Genomic DNA, 16667 nt, shown 5'->3' with positions numbered 1-16667 from the left:
GAGGATCAGCTGGAGCTTGTAGGGGAGGATCTGCTTGAACTCACCCAGGCGGATCTTCTCGTCCAACTGGTTCAGGCCCGCTGCCTGAACCTGCACGAGCACGTCGCGTTCGCCGACGGTCGGCTCAGCGACTTCCGCTTCGCGCAACGGCTCCTTGTACTTCGTGACGACGAACGCTCGCATGTCGTGATGTCCCTTCTATGAGGGTGTTGGTGGGGCGGTTGGGCCGGGCCGACTCAATACCGAATACATTCAATTCTGAGTGCACTCAGATATTTGTCAAGGTGCCTATGTATCCGGATGGTCATGGTCCTGGCCTGCTCGTAGTCGGCCATGCCGGTTCGATGCTGCGGGTTTGTAGTGCCGTGGTCATGAACTTGAGTCATGACCACGGCACTATCGTTTTCTCCTGGCTTACTTGTGGGTGAGTTGCGGGTAGAGAGCCTCGATGGGAGCGCTGAGTCCGGCCTTGAGCTGGACGGATGTCTCGTCGGCGAGAACCTCGTACTCACCGGCTTCGACGGCATCCATTACGGTGCGGACGAGATCGGCCGGGTCCATCTTTCGGCAAACTTGGGATCAGCCTGGGCGAACCACTTCTCCNTCGATGGGAGCGCTGAGTCCGGCCTTGAGCTGGACGGATGTCTCGTCGGCGAGAACCTCGTACTCACCGGCTTCGACGGCATCCATTACGGTGCGGACGAGATCGGCCGGGTCCATCTTGGGGACGGTGGCGTTCGCAGCCATCGCCGTGTCAACGTACCCGACGTGGACGCCCACCACGTGCACCCCTTCGGGGGCGAGTTCCAGGCGCAGCGAGTTGGTAGCGGACCAGAGGGCGGCCTTGGTGGCGCTGTAAATACCGCCGACCGCGTACCAGCTCATGGCGGAGTGGATGTCGATGATCACCGACTCATCCTTCGCTGAGAGGATCGGTGCGAATGCGCGGGCGAGGAACAGCGGGCCGAGGAAGTTCGTCTCGACGTTGGTCCGGATTTCCTCATCGGTGTGGGTGAGGATGCCCGCGCTGGCTACGGACGCTCCGGCGTTGTTGATCAACACCGTGACGTCACCGGCGGCTTCGACTGCTGCCTGGATGGAGGCGGCGTCGGTGACGTCGAGGGTGAGCGGGATGATGCGCTCATCGTCCCAGGTGCGGGGGGTGCGGGCGGTGGCGTAGACCTTGCTGGCGCCGCGGGCGAGGGCGTCGTGCACGAAGTGCGTTCCGATGCCACCGTTTGCACCGGTGACCAGGACGACTGCTCCATTAATTGAGGGCATTTCACGAACTTTCTTGTTGCGGGATACATCCGCACCGGTCGGCGCGGGTGGTGTTGATGGTTGAGGGGCCGCCCGCCCTGGCCCCGAGGGGGCAGCCAGGTCGGGCGGTTTAAGGGCACCTGATCAGGCGTGGGCGAGGGCTGGGTAGTCGGTGTACCCGGAGGCGCCGCCGCCGTAGAGGGTGGTTGGGTCCACCTCGTTCAGCGGGGCGTCCCCACGCAGCCGGTCCACGATGTCGGGGTTGGCCAGCGCAAAACGGCCCAGCGGGGCGATGTCAGCAAGGCCGGCCTCGATGTCGCCGGCGATCTGTTCACGGTTGCGTCCGTAACGGACCACGAGCACCGCCGTCGGCCATACATCCCTGAGGGAGCGGAGTAGTTCGTCGTCGCCCACATGGTGAAGGTGCAGGTAGGCCAGGTTCAGGGTGGCGAGCTCACCGACCAGGTGCCGGTATTGAGCGCGCACGCTCTCGGTGTCGCCCTCGTCGATTCCGCCCAAGGGCATGGCGGGGGAGAGTCGGATGCCAACCCTGTCCGCCCCGATTTCCTCGGCCAGAGCCTGGGCGATCTCGATCACGAGCCGGGACCGGTTTTCTACCGATCCTCCGTAGGAGTCGGTGCGGTGGTTGGCGTTGGGGGAGAGGAACTGGTGCAAAAGATAGCCGTTTGCGCCGTGGATTTCGACTCCGTCAGCGCCGGCGGCGATGGCAGAAGCTGCGGCGTGACGGAACTCAGCCACGGTGGCCTGGATACCCGCCGGGCTCAGCTCCCGCGGCGTCGGCGTCTTCTGCAATCCTGTTGGCGTGAATATTTCCTGGTCGGCCGAGACCGCCGACGGTGCGACCGGCAGCCGGCCGTGCTGGGTATTGTCCGGGTGAGACATCCGACCTACATGCATCAACTGGATGAACACCGCCCCACCACCGGCGTGCACTTTGTCGGTGATCTTTCGCCAGCCCTTGATCTGCTCAGGGGTGTAGATCCCCGGCGTGTTCGGATAGCCCTGTCCGTCTTCCGACGGCTGTGCGCCCTCGGTAATGATCAACCCCAGGGACGCGCGCTGCCCGTAATATTCGGCGGCCAGGTCGCCCGGCGTACCATCCGGGTTGGAACGGCTTCGGGTCATTGGTGCCAGCGCAAGTCGGTGGGGAAGGTCCAAGCGGCCAAGGGTGAAGGGTTGCCAGAGAGAAGACAAGATCATGAGGGTTCGTCCTTTGCGTTCGATGGGTCATTAGCACCACCACTGTGCGGCACGCAGTGCTTCCGCGTAAGACAATGAGCGCAGACACTTTTGAACCTGAATCAATGGTGACTATACTCATAACTGAGCCTAGTCATAGTTTATTCCGAGGGCACCCCGCTGCGCGAATCGCTTGCCGATCTTGCACGTCGGACCGGGCTTTCCGATCGTGTTCGGCGGATTCGTGCAGCAGGATCGGATGGTACTCACCCAGTTGCTTGGGAACAAGGGCGTTTCTCTGCGAGGGCTGGATGTGCGCATGGGGTCCGGGCTCGGCGGTCGGACACTCTTGGAGCGGCGTCCACGGCTGACGGCTGACTGCGGGGCATCGAGAGCGATCACGCACGACTACGATCAGGCCGCTCTCGCGGAAGGCATCCAGCAGGTCGAGCAGAGCCTGCGCCGGCTGCGCACAGACCGCATCGACCTCTATTACGCGCATTTCCCTGATCCGAACACGCCGCTGGAGCAGACGCTCGCCGTCTACGACGACCTGATCCGTCAGGGAAAACTGCGTTACGTCGCACTGTCCAACCATCCGGCCTGGCAGATGGCGGAGGCCCTGTGGATCGCCGATGACCGCCGGCTGGCCTCCGCCCCCGTGGCTGCGCAGGTGATGTACAGCCTCCTGGACCGAAGCGTCGAGCGGGAGCTGGGTGCCGCGTGCGTGCGGTTCGGACTGTCGGTCGTCCCCTACGCGCCGTTGCATGGCGGGCTGTTGGCCGACCTGTCCGTGCTGGACCGCCCGATCGCCGGGGGCAAGCGCTACGGTGGCCCCGGCTTCACCGAGTCCGAGATCGCCGTCGCCCGCAAGCTCGATTGCCTGGCCAGAGAGTGGGGATTGGGGATGCAGCAGGTCTCGCTGGCCTGGCTGCTGTCCCGTCCGGCCGTCGCCGAACTCGATTACCTCCGCACCGACGGCCACGGCTGCAACGGAAGGCAGGGGCAGTTCATAGCGCGCCTAACGGTCGCCGACAAGTCCGATCAGCAGGAATTTAACTTTGACTCCGATGGCGGGTTGGCGCTGGGCGACCCGAAGCCCACGGAGTTCACGGGCTTGCTGAGCCAGAACTCCGACGGTTCGTATACCTACACGGTCTACCCTGCTTCTGCTCTCACCGAAACGGTGGAACCGGCGTCTGCTCTCACCGGGGCATAGACCCTACTCGGGCAACCAGCAGCCGGTACCGCATCGCTGCTGGTGAGATGGGTGAAGACGCCCGGGACTGAGGCGTCAGCGGGGCATCAGTTCGATCTTGTCGCGTCCAAGCCCATGTGTTTCTCCTACGGCCTGCTCCCGCTGGCGTCTCGGTCGGCGGCTTACTCCTTGACCAACCAAGGATGCTTGTCAGATGCGAAGCACGCTGACCATACTCAGAGTATGGCCGGTGATGGCCGGTTTGTAGCTGACTGACTAGAAAGAAGTGCGTCATGGGAATCCTCGGATTTCTCGTTCTCGGCCTGATCGCTGGAGCGATCGCGAAGGCCATCCTTCCTGGCCGGCAGGGCGGCGGGTGGCTGATGACCCTGCTTCTGGGCGTGGTCGGGGCGATCCTCGGTGGGTGGATCGGCTCTCTCATCTTTGGTGGCGGCCTCGGAAGTTTCTTCAACCTCCGGACCTGGCTGCTGGCCATCCTGGGATCCGTCATCGCCTTGGGAATCTTCGCTGCCGCGACGGGCGGAAGGCGGGGGATCTTTTCCCGGCGCAGGCTCTGAAGGGCCCAGGCGGTCCGGCAGCGGCTGCGCCGCGGCGCCGCCACGCTAAGTTAGGTAGGGGGCGCTGACCGGCTGCCACTTGGGGGACCGGGGCCGTCTCCATGATCGGAGCGCCCTGGTCTCGGTGCGGGTGACGGCCAGGATCATGCCGATGCCGGCTAGGGAGGAGACCATCGGGAGCAGGCCGTAGGAGATGAACGGCAAGGGCACGCCGATGACGGGGAGCAGCCCGCTGACCATGGCGGTGTTGACGACCGCCTGGCCGATGATCCAGGTGATCACGCTGGAGGAGACGATGCGCGCAAACGTGTCCTGGGTTCTGGCGGGGACCTTGAAGACCGCGATGGCGAGAATTGTGAACAGCCCCAGAACTATCAGCGTCCCGGCCAGGCCGAGCTCCTCGCCGAGGATCGTGGACCAGAAGGCCCGCAAGCACCAGGCTGGCCAGACTAACCGGATCGGCTCCCGCTCCGCCCGGCTCCGTGCCGTCCTCCGGCACGACTACAGCTGACCGCCGATGGCATACGAAGTACTTGCCAGGTCCTGCACGGCTTCTACTGGTGGGGCCGTCAGGGGACCATCGAAGCACGCCGTCCGACTGAACAGGGACGCACCATGTTCGGCCGCGGATCAGCTCCGAGGGACCATGAAAGGATCGCCCGGCTCTCGACCGGGGCGACCTATCGGAGGACGATTAGAGGGCACCGTTTTAGGAGGTCAGTGATGTGCGGTTCGTACGGCAAGGAGTTCCGTCGTGACGCCAGGAAAGACGCCACACGGGAAACTGACAAGCGCCTGGAGCGCCGGGTGAAAGCGAAGGACTTCAAGTTCTGGGCCTTCCCATGGCGCCGCAGGGAGTTCACAGTCAAGGAACCCGAGAAGGCTCCTGACAGGACCGGCCAGAAGGTCTAGTCCAAGACATGAAGGAGGGGCGGCTGAAATGAGTTGCCCCTCCTTCATGTCTGTCCGGACCGCCGGCCGAGCAAAAGTTTGGAACGCGGCTCGCACCACTCATTGCGGGGGTCGGGGAGTACGCGTATTTGAGGGGGCGCTCCTGCTTTTTCATAAGGCCCTCAGACGAGAGTGGGCGTGTCCTGGAGCGGAACAAGCCGCAAATCCAAAGCTCCGGATGGCCGGGCGTCAACCAGAGCCTTCGACTTCGGCTTCGTATTCGGCCTCGCCCAGCTGGTGTATGAGCTGGCGATGGCGTCGCTGCCGTAGCAATGCCTCGCCCCGGAGGCGTCGGTGAAGATGAGGTACTCGTTCGGCCCAGCTGATGAAATGCGCGGGGCGAAAAGGGCCCCGGAGCGCAGCTCCTTGGTCCACAGCAGCTCGTGGTCCGCCCGCAGTTTCTGACTGTCCTGGCCGGCGTCAGGCCTGGTCCTCGCAGGAGTGTCGGTTTTGTAGTCGAACGAAGTATCGAAGACGCGCGGCTGTTGCTGCTGCGGGTATTCCGGATAACTCAAGGTTCCCCCAAAGACCAGAGTGATAAGACGCGTTCATCGTACGGGAGATAGGATCTCACCGCACTGGTTTGAAAGGCCTCCTAGATTTGGCTGATGAGACCAGGAGCACAACCCTGACCTAACTGACTGGCGCCCATAGGATGGTGCAGTGACAGATCAACCCTCACAGCGCCGCTTCCTGACCGTCGAGCAGGCAGCCGAAGAGCTCAACGTGAAGTCGAGCCTCATCCGGGGGCTGATCACCAGCGGAGAGCTGCGCGCCATCCAGGTGGGCGGCCGCGGCCTCTGGCGCATCGGCCTCCAGGATCTCGAAGACTACATCGCCGACGCCTACCGGCGTACAGCCGAACGCATCGCCGCCGGTGAGCTCATAGACGAAGGGGAGTCAGACGGTGAGTAGCCGTTCACTGGTGAGGCCTGACGGTCAAAATTACGAGCTGGGGTGCGTTTGGGTCTGGGCTGGTGACGTTCAGGAGGTCCGCTGCGGGTCACCGTGGTGTTCCGGCAGGCTGATGCGGACGTGCCGACGCCCAAACCGACGTCGGAGAACCGGAGGCTGTACAGGATGGAGCCACCGGGGAAGCTGACTGGGACTCGGTTGTGTGTGTCGATGATGTTCTTGGACCGGACCCGAGGAAGTCGGCCAATGAACACAACCAGCTGGTGACCTGGAGCAGCCAGACCCTGGCAGGGACCTGACGGAGGAACACGTGGCCCGGGTAGAGATGTTCACAGCTGGCGGCAAGAACAAGAGAGGCTGACAGGAGAATACATGGAAAACGACTCAAGGAAAGCCGCAGCCCTTCGAACAATCTCCCGGTTCGTACTGCGCGCACGGCTGGTCCAGAAGCATTCCTTGGCGGCTGACAAAGAGCACTCTGGAGAAGCACGCTGCCTGGACTATGTCCTTTCGTATCACTCATAACGCGGCGACAGGGGAGCGCGCTGTGGCTATGGTGCCTGCACCCTTACTCCCCACCGAGCAGGTCGAGTCAGCGGCGGCCCGAGTGCGTCCCGTCTTTCTGTTCAGCGATGGCGTCCATTACGACAAAGTGCTCAACGCACTGGGAGAGGCTGCGGCGGCCTCCGCCAGCGTAGAAAAGGAGATCGAGGGACTGAGGGCAAAGTTCCGGGCTGCCGACCCCGACTACCCGAAAGGTCGCCCGACCGAGCCGCGAAGCGGACCGAGCATGACCAACAAGGAAGTCGCCGGTGCCTGGCTTTACGGTCAGCTGTTGCACGAGGATGAGCTGCGCCGTTCCTACGGTGCCGGCATCAGCGCCGAAGAGATGCTGCTGAATGCAACAAAGACAGTCTGCAGCGAGATGCTGGCCGCGGTAGAAGCCCTGCACCTGACCGAGCGGCTTGTAGCTGATGGACTACTGGCTCTCTCCGAAAATCTCTTCACCGAACCCGTCAGCGTGACTGCAACCGAATGGTCACCCCAAATTGCCGGGGGCTTATGTTGCTGATGTGGGAACAGCAATGCCTGAAAGCCTTACAGAACCCCTCGGCAGAGAGTGGAGCGAGGTTCATGATCTGTTCGATTTCGACCCTCCCACCACCGGTTCATCTGGCCCCCTTTAAGGCAGACGACCTGCCTGATCATCCGGCTGTTAGCACCTCTCCTGGCCCTGCCCTGCCGCCACCCCGGGATTACCTTGTCCAGCTGGTCTTTCTTGGCGGGTTCCAGCTTGCCGGCGCGGTCGTTGATGCGTTGGACGTGCAGCCACACGCCAAGCATTCGTTCTAACGGGTCGTTGGTTTTGTTGTGCCGGGGCCAATCGTTGCCGGCAGCCCGGTACTCAGCGACCTCAGTAAGGCGCTGCGTCCAGCGCGCTTCGTCGTCAGCCTGTTTTGTCGATGGTTTCCGCCAGTCGGGGATCACGTCCAGGGCGTCAGCGTAGGCAGGGGAGAGGGTGCCCTGCGCTGCGTCCTTACGGCGTCGATGCAGCCACACCGCGCCTTTTCGCGGGCCGAGCGGCTGAAGATTGGCAACCGGCCTTCGGTCTTGTAGAAGGCGAGGACGTCTTCCAGGTTCCACCGGCCGGCCGCTGTCAGACGCTGTGGGGATACAGGGAGTGCCGCCTTATGTTCTTCTCTGATGCCGGGATCTTGTTTGGCAGCGATGGCCAGGTGGTATCGGACTACCGACCCGGCAACACCGGCGGCCGACGCAATCTTCTGCGTTGCCATGCCACGCTTGTACATCAGCACCCATTCAGGATCTGGCGCGATGCGCCTCGTCTGGGTCATTCACTTGCCAGTGTCATCACCGCAGGGGTCGTCCTTGGACCGTCCAGCCTGCTTCAGCTCAGCGATCCGCAGCCGGAGGAACACGATGACGAGGACCAGGGCGTATACCGCCAGTCCGGCCAGCACGATCGTAGAGATCGCATACAGAACACCGCGGGAACTTCTCCGGGCCGTCAGGAAAGAGTCAGCGCTTGCGAGGGACGTTGGCGCGAATGTCGGCGGCCTGGGCTTCGTCCAGCACCCACCGCGTACTTCGGATGGTCTGGGTATTTCTTACGAAGATAATCCCGGACGACCTTCCCCGGTCGATGCTCATCGGTATAGCCGAGTTCCCGAGCGAGTTCGGCAGGTTCATATGTGGCCACGACTCTGAGTCTATGCAGGCACGGGCGCGAGGACCTGTGCCGGCAATCTCAGCCGCATCACAGCCGGGGAGCAACCCGGCCCAGTTGCCGCCAGGCAACCTGAAAGCCGTCGTAGTGATGGGCACTGCCGAGGACTATCGGTAATTGGCTTCAAGAACTACGTAGCTATGGAGGCCCTCGTTGTTCACTGCCCAGCATGTCATGTCAGGTGAGCCTTCGTTCCGCTCAGCGTAACTGGCTTCGTAGCATTCGTAGTCGGCAGTCACCTGGCTGCGTGCGCCCAGGGGGCGGCCTTTGTCCAACACTGTTTGGAAGATGGACTTCGCTTCTTCGCGGGTGACGCCCGCAAGATTCTGGTACGTGAACCTGGCGCCAACGCAACTGGCGGTCATCTCACCCGGGGCAGGAGGTGAGGATGCGGTCAATGATTGGATGATGGGGAGGATTTGGGTGCGGAATCGGGGACTGGCAGCGAACCGTTCTGCTTCAGCCTTCAGATCGACTTGGTTGTTCGGACCCAGCTCCCGCCCGCCCGAGAAGGACAGCAGGTAGTCGTTACCCCAGCGAAGATCGAAGAGCGTCGTATCCGCTCCGGTGCCTGCGGCCATGCCGTAAAGCAGGCCGCCATTGGCGCCCACGTCTCGGCCCGGAGAAGCAGCGACAAGTCCGTCCAGCCCGGATTGGGCCTCGCGGCAAGACCGTGGTGAGCGGCGCAGTCCCAAAAGGAGCCTCCCAGGTACGCCCACTCAACCCGAGCACGGACTGGCCTTCGGGGTCGGTGAGTGTCCAGGACTTGTTCCCGGGGTCCACTCAGTAAAAGGTCCAGCCGGCCGTATCCTGGCTGCCGGCGCTCCGCTTCCCTGACCGCCAGGTCGCCCAGGCCCAGAATGCTGCTGTCACTGATGATTTGCTGCTGGAGCCATTTCTCGTTGAACTGCGGATGGGCTTTCAGACTGAGGCGCCGGGATGGTTTGTATTCCAGGCCATGATCGTATTTGAGACGGCAAGCCAGACTCGCTGATGACAGCCAGCTCATTCAGCAGGCCCAGTCCGGAGTTGTCGGAGGCTTTGCCGATACGTCCGGCTTAGTATCTACAGTCGGTCGGCTGCGCCGGCTAGTCCGTCAGAGGTGCTTGGTCCGGCAGCGTAAAGGTATTAAGTTCGGGGAAGGGCTTGCCTGCGGCATTTCTGCCCTACAAATTGTCGTTGCTTGGTGGGATCCTGCAGTATGGCTAGCAAGCGTCGTCGATCCAGCAGGGCCGCAGTGGGCGCCGGCGCCGCCGGGTGTGGCCCCTTCGGCATTTTCCTCACCCTCGCCGCAATCGGGCTTCTCATCCAGTATTGGTGGGTTCTCCTGATCGCCCTAGGCGTGGTCGCGCTGACCGTGGCACTGATCCACTTCGCCAGAATCCCGGCCCCGCCGCCCACGCCGCGGCCAGCCAAGCCGGTTCGGGCGCCGGAGCCCAAGCTCCTCGTCAGTGACGAGCTCGCGGCCGAGATGCGCGCCACCAAGCACGCCCGCCACGTGCGGGCTATGCAGGAATGGGACTACGAGTGGATCCGGCTGACCTACCCCGAGAAGAGCAGCCGGGAGCTCAGCGAAATCGCCAACGCCCACTTCGCGAAGGGGCGATCGGTTGGCCTCAACTACGGGGATCGCTCCGTCCCTGGATTCAACTCCCGCGAGCCCGACAAGCATCTCCCGTAGCTGGCATGCCCGGCGCCGCAGCGAGAACGCGGGAGGACTACCCATCTAGGCAACGTTAACTGTAACAAGCACGAGGAGCGCTTGCCTGGGCGACAGGAGCCCATCGGAAAGGACCGAACCCGCTCCAGCAACCCACAGCAAATCGGGGAACATGAATCCGCGCGGGGTTCTGAACCTCAGGTTTCGTCTTCTGAAGGCTCGTCTGCACCTTCTTGTTCTCGGGCCTGATCTTCGTAGGCATATGGCCATTGGCGACGCACTGCGACCTCGTCCCAACCACCCTGCAGGCGGTTGTGCGCCCGATTTGCGAGGATCTCAAGGGACCGCACAATTTCCGCCGGCGGTAGCTCGGGCCTGCCCGCGAAGTATCCCAGCAATATATTCACTGCCGTCGCTTCCTGGGGTGTCATTCGAGCCATACGGCAACAGTAGAACGTGGGGGACCGACTCAGGAAGCGTCCGGAATGCTGACACACCCCGCTCCAGCCTGTGGCCGTGGGACTGCCTTTGGGATACGCGAGGGTTTCGACGACGGATCAGAACGGCCGCGCGGCCTTGGATCGTGGTTGGCCGGGCCTTCACTTATATCGGCGACGTCAATCCAATGCGTCGGCAAGGGCAGAACGTCCGAAATCGCTTAGTTGCGCGTCTCATCAGCTGCTTCCGGCAGGGAATTGCTTTCCAGCTCACTGCTTAGATCCCGGATGAGGCCGCTCGCGGCAACCTCGCGTGTCTGAGAAACTCCCGCCGCCGCGGCCTGTTTCGTCGGATATCTCACGGACAAGGCGATAATTTCTCCGTTACCGCCACGAAGCCTTAGTTGATATCCGCCCTCCGGGGCGTTTATGAGTTCGAAGTAACCGGCCATTGTTTGTGATCAGACCCCGCGAAAAAGACTAGGAACGCATCACGCCCCGGGTGATTGACAATATTCGTCATTGAACATAACAACCCTATCACTTTGTCCTAAGGGTCGGAGGTACGCATTCAGGACGGGACGGCAACGGTCATCCGTAGCTGTAGAGGAGCGATTGAGGGAACTGCCGGAAATTGATCACCGGTGGAGGCGGCGACCCGTGAACTGATGGATCTCGCCTGGAATGTTGTCTATGACCTGCTTCAGGAACGGGGACTGATCGGCGACGGCTTCTTCGTCGAGGATTGCACCGGGATCCATTCCTGGGTGGAGGAGGCCACCCGGTACACAGTCGTGCACTCACGTGGGGTGGCGGTCCTGTTTGTGGACACCCGGCCAGTGGACGCCATCCCGTTCCATCACGACCTACTGGGCGCCGACGACCCGAAGGGCTTCTTCAACGTTCCGTAGCTGGGTCTGAGCCTTTGCTCTGGCTCTGTTGCCGAACTTGCCTCGCCCACCAAGGGCACGAACTGTACATCCCTGCTTACGGCCTCCTGAAACCTTGTCTGAACGAGGGGGATTAAGCGCTGTTCAGCGTCGTCCCACTCGCCGGCTGCAACTCGTTCACGGTTAGATTTGCCGCTATCGCCCATTTCGATTGATGGGGGTAATCCCTTTGGTACCTCCAGTCCTGTGAGCACGGGCGCCGGTCAGGGATTTCGTCCATCCGTGGGCCGAAGATCCTGGTGGCGACGGGGAGCGGCTGGATCGTCACTGGGCCCGCTTCAGCCCGTGCTCGCGTGTCCCGGCCGAGTGGGCTGCATGGGTGTGGTGGTGTTCTTCGGCGGCGGCGGCGGCGTCGTCGGTGGTGGTGGCCTCGAGTCGGGCCCGGTCGATCTTCTCGGTGCCGTCGATGATGGCCCCGATGGCCGCGTCCGACAAGAGGGCGCGGAGGCCGCCGATGCTCCCGCCGGTGCGGTCCCAGAGGTAAGCGGCTTCCTCGGCGAGGGATTCGGGTTCGTGCTCGGCAAGCGGGAGGAGGTCCTCGACGCCGAGGACGAGCTCGGCCCAGGCCTCGCGGTCTGTCTTGGAGCTGATCCCGTAGGGACGCGTCTGGTGCATGATCATCCTGGCCTTGATCTGCCTCCCCATGTCCCCGGCGAACAGGTCCGTGGTGGGCAGGTCGATGCCGGCGTAGAGGAAGGTCGCGTCTAGTCGATCGGCGAACTGCTTGAGTGTGCTGGCAGCCTCGGCGACAGCTTCTGCTGCATCACCCACCGGACCCAGGTCATGCCGCGCCGCGGCTGCATGATGCGCTGACCCACACCTCTAAAACCAGCGCTACGAAAGAAAAGGAACCATGATCCCCACCCCGTACGAGGACCTCCTCGCTGACATCCCGGGCACAGGCGTCGCCCGCTCCGACAGGACTGGCACCGGCGCCGGCACCCGCACGTTCGGCGTCTTCGGTCGCCACATCCGCTATGACCTCTCCCAGCGCTTCCCGCTCATCACCACCACGCGCGGCACGCACGCAAGGTGAAGCGGATTGCAGCGTCCGAAAAATGGGCGAACGCCGGCTACCGGGTGTCAAGGCCTCATCGGACCCTGGAGTTGGGTTGGGGACTGAGCAAGTAGTCGTTTCCGAAGTTGTTGTCCCAGTAGGTGTCACCCGAAGTCAGATCCCGATAGTACGCTGCAAGTCTCAGGGGTTGAGAACTCACGAAGGCAGGGGATATGAACTGCCATTTCTCGGCTATCCCTTGATTGGCGTACGCGGCCTCGGTGGAGGTCCCTACGTAATGAGCCGCTACGTCATGCCACACACTTCCACCATCCGTTGACATCCTGATGCCCACGTCTTTCTGCGGGGACAGATTGTTGACATAAATATCGCCCGCCACATCCCGCTGGGTGGGCCCCAGCCCGGCGAACCTGGTGGTGGCTCCGAAGAGCGCGATATTCCCACCAGTAACGGTGGTGAGTGGAGGCGTCTGGTAGTTCTGCCCATATTGGCTATCCCAATAGGTTTGCCCGTTCACAGTGTAAGAGAGCGCGAATTCAGCGGCGCTGGGAGGGGAGTCATTCGGCGCGCCCGTCGAGAAAATGTCGTGGTCCCCCTGCCACTCAATCCAGGACATCTGGCGTTGTTTCCACGGACCAAATCCCTCACGGTAGTGCAGGAAAACCTTCTTGTCGTACCCAAGGTTGGCGACCTTCGCGATCACGTACGTGTAGGACACATGGATTCCTCCACCCGGTGAGAATTGCTGGGACGTTGCGTAGGCAAGCCTCAGGCCGCTGTTCATGTTCGGCATGGCTATTGCTCCTCAAGGCCTAATGCGATGAATGATGTTCGGTGGGGCTTAACCGTAGGGTCCGCGAAGCGGACGAATACGCCCTGGCCGAAAGCGGTCGTATGAGCGTGAAGGCCCCATGTCGTTTTCCTCAGTTCACGGCCTGAAAGACTGCCGGCCCGGCGTGAAGGTCGGCCGACGGAAGTGCCTGGTACCACCGCAACTGCGCTGGCAGTCCGGCCACGTTGGGGGTGACGAGTTCAATGGTGCACACCATGGCGGTGGCTGGCAAGAGCCTGTCAAAGGATGAGTGCCAGGTTCCACGTGGCCGCTCACTTGCTTCAGCGAGCTAGAGCATTTACTGCACCCATCTCCTGAGTCAACAATCACTGGTGTATAAAATGCGGAGATACAGATGGGTCGTCAGGCGGTCGCCGCAAGGTATCGGCGCAGGTCAGGGGCACATTTGCATACCCATCTGACAACTTTGGTTATTTGTCGGTTTGGCCGAAAGATCTCGGGTCCTGCTGTCACCGACCTCCCCAGGCAGCGATGGCTCGTTCGACATAAGCCGAGACGTTGGCGTGTATGTCGGTTTCGGGGTTGAGGAGCCATTGCATACCGATGCCGTCCATCATGGCGGTGAGTAGCCGTCATTCCATTTCGATCTGCGTAGGGGGAGGGAGCGATGTCACCGACCTGGGCGGCTTCGCGCAAGTGCGCTGCGAGGGTGCCCAGGTTGGCGGCGTAGCGCAGGCCGCTGACGTCGGTGAGGCTGTTTTCTACGGTCCTTCGGTCCCATTCCTCCAGCACGGCCGTAAGTAGGCCTTCCTTGCTGCCGAAGTGCTGGATTCATGGCGTCCCAGTCGAGGCTCATGGCCTCACCGGAATCAAGTCGAGGTTGTCGATGGCGAGGCCCGCAACGCGGGCCTGCAGGAGCTGCGGGTGCGACGTGGCACGGGCGCTGGCATAATCCAACTCTCCCGGAAATCGGGGCGGGGGAGTCGTTCCGCGGCGGAGCGAAGGTGCGGCCAACTGCGGCCGTCCCTTTGTTGGACCGCTTGCCAGGCGCTGGCTCGCGGTCGTGGGCTTTGCTTCGACTGGCTTCTCCGCCGGTTTGCCACGTGTGCATGTGGGCATTCACGAAACCGTGAATGATGATGCGTCCGCGTCTGGTGAGATCTATGAGATCGGTCCGGGTGATCTGGGGGTCATCGCAGTTCGTTGCGGTGTCTGTTGGAGATGATCGGGTTGGTCAACGTTCCAAGTTTTTCCACTTCGACTTCCACGGTGTCACCAGGATGGAGAAGCCATTCGGGTGTGCGTGCATAGCCGACTCCGTCCGGTGTCCCTGTGCAGATGATGTCTCCGGGGTTCAGAGTCAGGGTGCGGGAAATGTGTGAGATGGTCTCGCCGAGCTCAAAGATCATGTCCTTTGAGTTGCCGTCCTGCACGGTCGTGCCGTTGACGCGTGTCTGAATCCGCAGGCCATGGCGGAGATCCCCGACCTCGTCGGCTGTCACGATAGGTCCCAACGGACCGCTGCGGTCGGCTTTTTTCCAAGTGTCCATTGGGACGTAAGTTTCTGCGTTGTCCGCGCGGTCAGGTCGTTGAATGTTGAAAACCCTATTACTACCGCTCTTGCTGCATCGGCTGAGGCATCGGACAGTGACTTTCCGACATAGGCAGCAATTTCACCTTCCCAGTCCAGTCCGTTCTCTCCTGATGGCACGGGAACAGCTGTGTTACCGGTGGTAAGCGATTGTGTCCACCGGCCGAAGACGGTTGGGGGCGAGGGCAGCTCCTCGTGACGATGGCTTCCTTCGGCAGCATGGGCGAGGTAGTTCAGCCCTATGCACAAGACCCTTGCGGACGGAAGAACGGGGGGAACGATGCTGACGTCCTGCACCGGAAACACTCGCGCGTCGGGTATGGCCGTTTCCTTGTCAGCGGACACCCAGGCGAAGGGGTCGGACCAGAAGGCCTGAAGGTCGGTGAGGAGCAGAACTGTTGATTGATCGCCGTCCTCTTCCAGTCGACTAGCAAAGACTGGGCCGGTTGCTGAAACTTTGACTCCGACAATTCTCATTTGAGGCCTTTAGTCTTCGACGGCGGGGGCTGCGGTGAGCGGGACGGGTATCAGTTCCTGGAGTTCCTCGAGCGTGCAGCCGAAGGTTTCGCGGACCTGCACGCCGCCGGGGCGGGTGAGGAACACGGCTTTGTCGGTGTACACGCGGGTGACGCAGCCGACGCCGGTGAGCGGGTAGGTGCAGGCTTCGACGATCTTGGAGGCGCCGTCGCGAGTGAGCAGGGTCATCATCACAAAGACGTCCTTGGCCCCCGTGGCCAGGTCCATTGCCCCGCCCACGGCCGGGATGGCGTCCGGGGCTCCGGTGTGCCAGTTCGCGAGGTCGCCGGTGGCCGAGACCTGGAAGGCGCCCAGCACGCAGATGTCCAGGTGCCCGCCGCGCATGATCGCGAACGAGTCGGCGTGGTGGAAGTAGGACGCGCCCGGGAGCTCGGTGACGGGGATCTTGCCGGCATTGATCAGGTCGCCGTCGACCTGGTCCCCTTCAGCGACCGGGCCCATTCCCAGCATGCCGTTCTCGGTATGGAGCGTGATGTTCTGCTCTGGCTGGAGGTAGTTGGACACCAGGGTGGGCTGGCCAATTCCCAGGTTCACGAACGAGCCGGGTTTGATGTCCCGGGCAACGAGGCGGGCGAGGTCGTCGCGGCCCAGCGGCGTGTCGGAGGTCTGGATGCTGGTCTGGCTGTTGGTTTGTGCGCTCATGGTCAGGCCGCCTTTTCGGTGATGCCCGCGGCGACGCGGACGATGGTGTTGACGTAGATCCCCGGGGTCACCACGGCCTCCGGATCCAGGGAACCGGTGGGCACAATCTCGGAGACCTGGACGATGGTCTGCTTCGCGGCGGCGGCCATGATCGGGCCGAAGTTCCGGGCCGTCTTCCGGTACACCAGGTTCCCGACGCCGTCGGCCTTGAGCGCCTTGATCAGGGCGACGTCCGCGTGGATCGGGTCTCGAACACCTGGCCGCGGCCGCCGATGATCCGGGTTTCCTTGCCCTCGGCCAGCATCGTGCCGTAACCCGTGGGCGTAAAGAACCCGCCGATACCGGCCCCGGCGGCACGGATCCGCTCGGCAAGGTTGCCCTGCGGGACCAGCTCCAGTTCGATCTGCCCGGCCTTGTACTTGGCGTCGAAGTGCCAGGAGTCGGACTGCCGCGGGAAGGAACAGATCATCTTCCGCACCCGGCCCTCCTTGATCAGCAGCGCCAGGCCCTGGTCACCCTGGCCGGCGTTGTTGTTCACCACGGTCAGCTCGCGGGCTCCGCAGTCCATCAGCGCGTCGATCAGTTCGAACGGCTGCCCGGCGTTGCCGAACCCGCCGATCATCACGGTGGAACCGTCCTTGATCCCGGCGACGGCATCGGCCACGGTGTCTACAAAATTCAGCATCTCT

The 16667-nt window shown here is 62.6% G+C and carries 20 protein-coding genes and 4 pseudogenes; 8 read left to right on the top strand and 16 right to left on the bottom strand.

Features of this window, described 5'->3' with window-relative positions; all coding sequences use genetic code 11:
- The 4 genes and pseudogenes from ASG92_RS17000 to ASG92_RS16990 form a co-directional block, all read right to left on the bottom strand.
- A pseudogene (locus ASG92_RS17000) lies at positions 1-183 on the bottom strand (NADP-dependent oxidoreductase); the annotation flags it as partial.
- 231 nt (positions 184-414) lie between these two features.
- Entirely contained in the window at positions 415-561 is a 147-nt protein-coding gene (locus ASG92_RS28425; RefSeq protein WP_346763001.1) for a hypothetical protein, read from the bottom strand.
- 43 nt (positions 562-604) lie between these two features.
- A partial coding sequence (locus ASG92_RS16995) for an SDR family oxidoreductase (RefSeq protein ID WP_240987176.1) occupies positions 605-1281 on the bottom strand: 677 nt, incomplete at its 3' end.
- A gap of 123 nt (positions 1282-1404) precedes the next feature.
- Positions 1405-2481, bottom strand: coding sequence for an alkene reductase (locus ASG92_RS16990; RefSeq protein ID WP_056630746.1), 1077 nt, complete (start codon positions 2479-2481; stop codon positions 1405-1407).
- Between the two features lie 181 nt (positions 2482-2662).
- Between ASG92_RS16990 and ASG92_RS29915 the strand changes: the two genes are divergently transcribed.
- Together ASG92_RS29915 and ASG92_RS16980 are read left to right on the top strand one after the other, a co-directional pair.
- Entirely contained in the window at positions 2663-3679 is a 1017-nt protein-coding gene (locus tag ASG92_RS29915) for an aldo/keto reductase (protein WP_240987175.1), read from the top strand.
- 272 nt (positions 3680-3951) lie between these two features.
- Positions 3952-4236, top strand: a complete 285-nt coding sequence (locus tag ASG92_RS16980) for a GlsB/YeaQ/YmgE family stress response membrane protein (protein ID WP_056630743.1) — start codon at positions 3952-3954, stop codon at positions 4234-4236.
- 45 nt (positions 4237-4281) lie between these two features.
- Here ASG92_RS16980 and ASG92_RS16975 read toward each other — a convergent pair whose 3' ends face one another.
- Positions 4282-4668 (bottom strand): FtsW/RodA/SpoVE family cell cycle protein, encoded by a 387-nt coding sequence (locus ASG92_RS16975; RefSeq protein ID WP_056630740.1) that lies wholly within the window; start codon positions 4666-4668, stop codon positions 4282-4284.
- A 291-nt stretch (positions 4669-4959) separates the two neighbouring features.
- On the opposite strand from ASG92_RS16975, the gene ASG92_RS16970 reads away from it, so the two are divergent.
- Positions 4960-5148 (top strand): hypothetical protein, encoded by a 189-nt coding sequence (locus ASG92_RS16970; RefSeq protein ID WP_056630737.1) that lies wholly within the window; start codon positions 4960-4962, stop codon positions 5146-5148.
- A gap of 161 nt (positions 5149-5309) precedes the next feature.
- Here the strand turns inward: ASG92_RS16970 and ASG92_RS16965 are convergent, their stop codons facing one another.
- Positions 5310-5702, bottom strand: coding sequence for a hypothetical protein (locus tag ASG92_RS16965; RefSeq protein WP_056630734.1), 393 nt, complete (start codon positions 5700-5702; stop codon positions 5310-5312).
- A gap of 148 nt (positions 5703-5850) precedes the next feature.
- Between ASG92_RS16965 and ASG92_RS16960 the strand changes: the two genes are divergently transcribed.
- On the top strand, positions 5851-6102 hold the full coding sequence (locus ASG92_RS16960; RefSeq protein ID WP_056630731.1) for a helix-turn-helix domain-containing protein: 252 nt from the start codon (positions 5851-5853) through the stop codon (positions 6100-6102).
- 547 nt (positions 6103-6649) lie between these two features.
- Complete coding sequence (locus ASG92_RS16955; protein ID WP_157372269.1) at positions 6650-7174, top strand: hypothetical protein; 525 nt, start codon at positions 6650-6652, stop codon at positions 7172-7174.
- A 26-nt stretch (positions 7175-7200) separates the two neighbouring features.
- Here the strand turns inward: ASG92_RS16955 and ASG92_RS30460 are convergent, their stop codons facing one another.
- From ASG92_RS30460 to ASG92_RS16935, 4 genes are all read right to left on the bottom strand, one after another.
- Entirely contained in the window at positions 7201-7590 is a 390-nt protein-coding gene (locus ASG92_RS30460; protein ID WP_056630725.1) for a helicase associated domain-containing protein, read from the bottom strand.
- On the bottom strand, positions 7587-7898 hold the full coding sequence (locus ASG92_RS29275) for a hypothetical protein (protein WP_200952004.1): 312 nt from the start codon (positions 7896-7898) through the stop codon (positions 7587-7589). Before ASG92_RS29275 ends, ASG92_RS30460 begins: the two co-directional genes overlap by 4 nt.
- A 60-nt stretch (positions 7899-7958) precedes the next feature.
- Positions 7959-8084: a hypothetical protein gene (locus ASG92_RS30320; RefSeq protein ID WP_277309603.1), complete on the bottom strand. Its 126-nt coding sequence runs from the start codon at positions 8082-8084 to the stop codon at positions 7959-7961.
- A 373-nt stretch (positions 8085-8457) separates the two neighbouring features.
- Complete coding sequence (locus ASG92_RS16935) at positions 8458-8961, bottom strand: hypothetical protein (protein WP_056630717.1); 504 nt, start codon at positions 8959-8961, stop codon at positions 8458-8460.
- A 590-nt stretch (positions 8962-9551) separates the two neighbouring features.
- Here ASG92_RS16935 and ASG92_RS16930 point away from each other — a divergent pair.
- Entirely contained in the window at positions 9552-10031 is a 480-nt protein-coding gene (locus tag ASG92_RS16930; RefSeq protein WP_157372268.1) for a hypothetical protein, read from the top strand.
- 637 nt (positions 10032-10668) lie between these two features.
- Here ASG92_RS16930 and ASG92_RS27530 read toward each other — a convergent pair.
- Positions 10669-10899 carry a DUF1508 domain-containing protein gene (locus ASG92_RS27530; protein ID WP_082579574.1) on the bottom strand — a complete coding sequence of 77 codons (231 nt, stop codon included), beginning with the start codon at positions 10897-10899 and terminating at the stop codon, positions 10669-10671.
- 216 nt (positions 10900-11115) lie between these two features.
- Here ASG92_RS27530 and ASG92_RS16925 point away from each other — a divergent pair, with 216 nt between their 5' ends.
- Positions 11116-11358 carry a hypothetical protein gene (locus ASG92_RS16925; RefSeq protein ID WP_056630757.1) on the top strand — a complete coding sequence of 81 codons (243 nt, stop codon included), beginning with the start codon at positions 11116-11118 and terminating at the stop codon, positions 11356-11358.
- A 303-nt stretch (positions 11359-11661) separates the two neighbouring features.
- Here the strand turns inward: ASG92_RS16925 and ASG92_RS16915 are convergent, their stop codons facing one another.
- The gene (locus ASG92_RS16915) at positions 11662-12168 is read right to left on the bottom strand and encodes a hypothetical protein (RefSeq protein ID WP_200952003.1); all 507 of its coding nucleotides are present in this window, start codon (positions 12166-12168) and stop codon (positions 11662-11664) included.
- Between the two features lie 82 nt (positions 12169-12250).
- On the opposite strand from ASG92_RS16915, the pseudogene ASG92_RS16910 reads away from it, so the two are divergent.
- Positions 12251-12415: pseudogene (locus ASG92_RS16910) on the top strand (thymidylate synthase); the annotation flags it as partial.
- A gap of 73 nt (positions 12416-12488) precedes the next feature.
- Here the strand turns inward: ASG92_RS16910 and ASG92_RS16905 are convergent.
- The 4 genes and pseudogenes from ASG92_RS16905 to ASG92_RS16885 form a co-directional block, all read right to left on the bottom strand.
- Positions 12489-13208, bottom strand: coding sequence for a hypothetical protein (locus ASG92_RS16905; protein WP_056630706.1), 720 nt, complete (start codon positions 13206-13208; stop codon positions 12489-12491).
- Between the two features lie 1190 nt (positions 13209-14398).
- Positions 14399-15276: pseudogene (locus ASG92_RS16895) on the bottom strand (fumarylacetoacetate hydrolase family protein).
- 9 nt (positions 15277-15285) lie between these two features.
- A complete protein-coding gene (locus ASG92_RS16890; protein WP_056630701.1) occupies positions 15286-15978 on the bottom strand; it encodes a 3-oxoacid CoA-transferase subunit B in 693 nt (230 codons plus the stop codon).
- 2 nt (positions 15979-15980) lie between these two features.
- Positions 15981-16663: pseudogene (locus tag ASG92_RS16885) on the bottom strand (3-oxoacid CoA-transferase subunit A).
- Between the last annotated feature and the right edge of the window lie 4 nt (positions 16664-16667).

Source organism: Arthrobacter sp. Soil736, from assembly GCF_001428005.1.
Taxonomy (GTDB): Bacteria; Actinomycetota; Actinomycetes; order Actinomycetales; family Micrococcaceae; genus Arthrobacter.
This window is presented reverse-complemented; position numbering and strand designations above follow the sequence as displayed.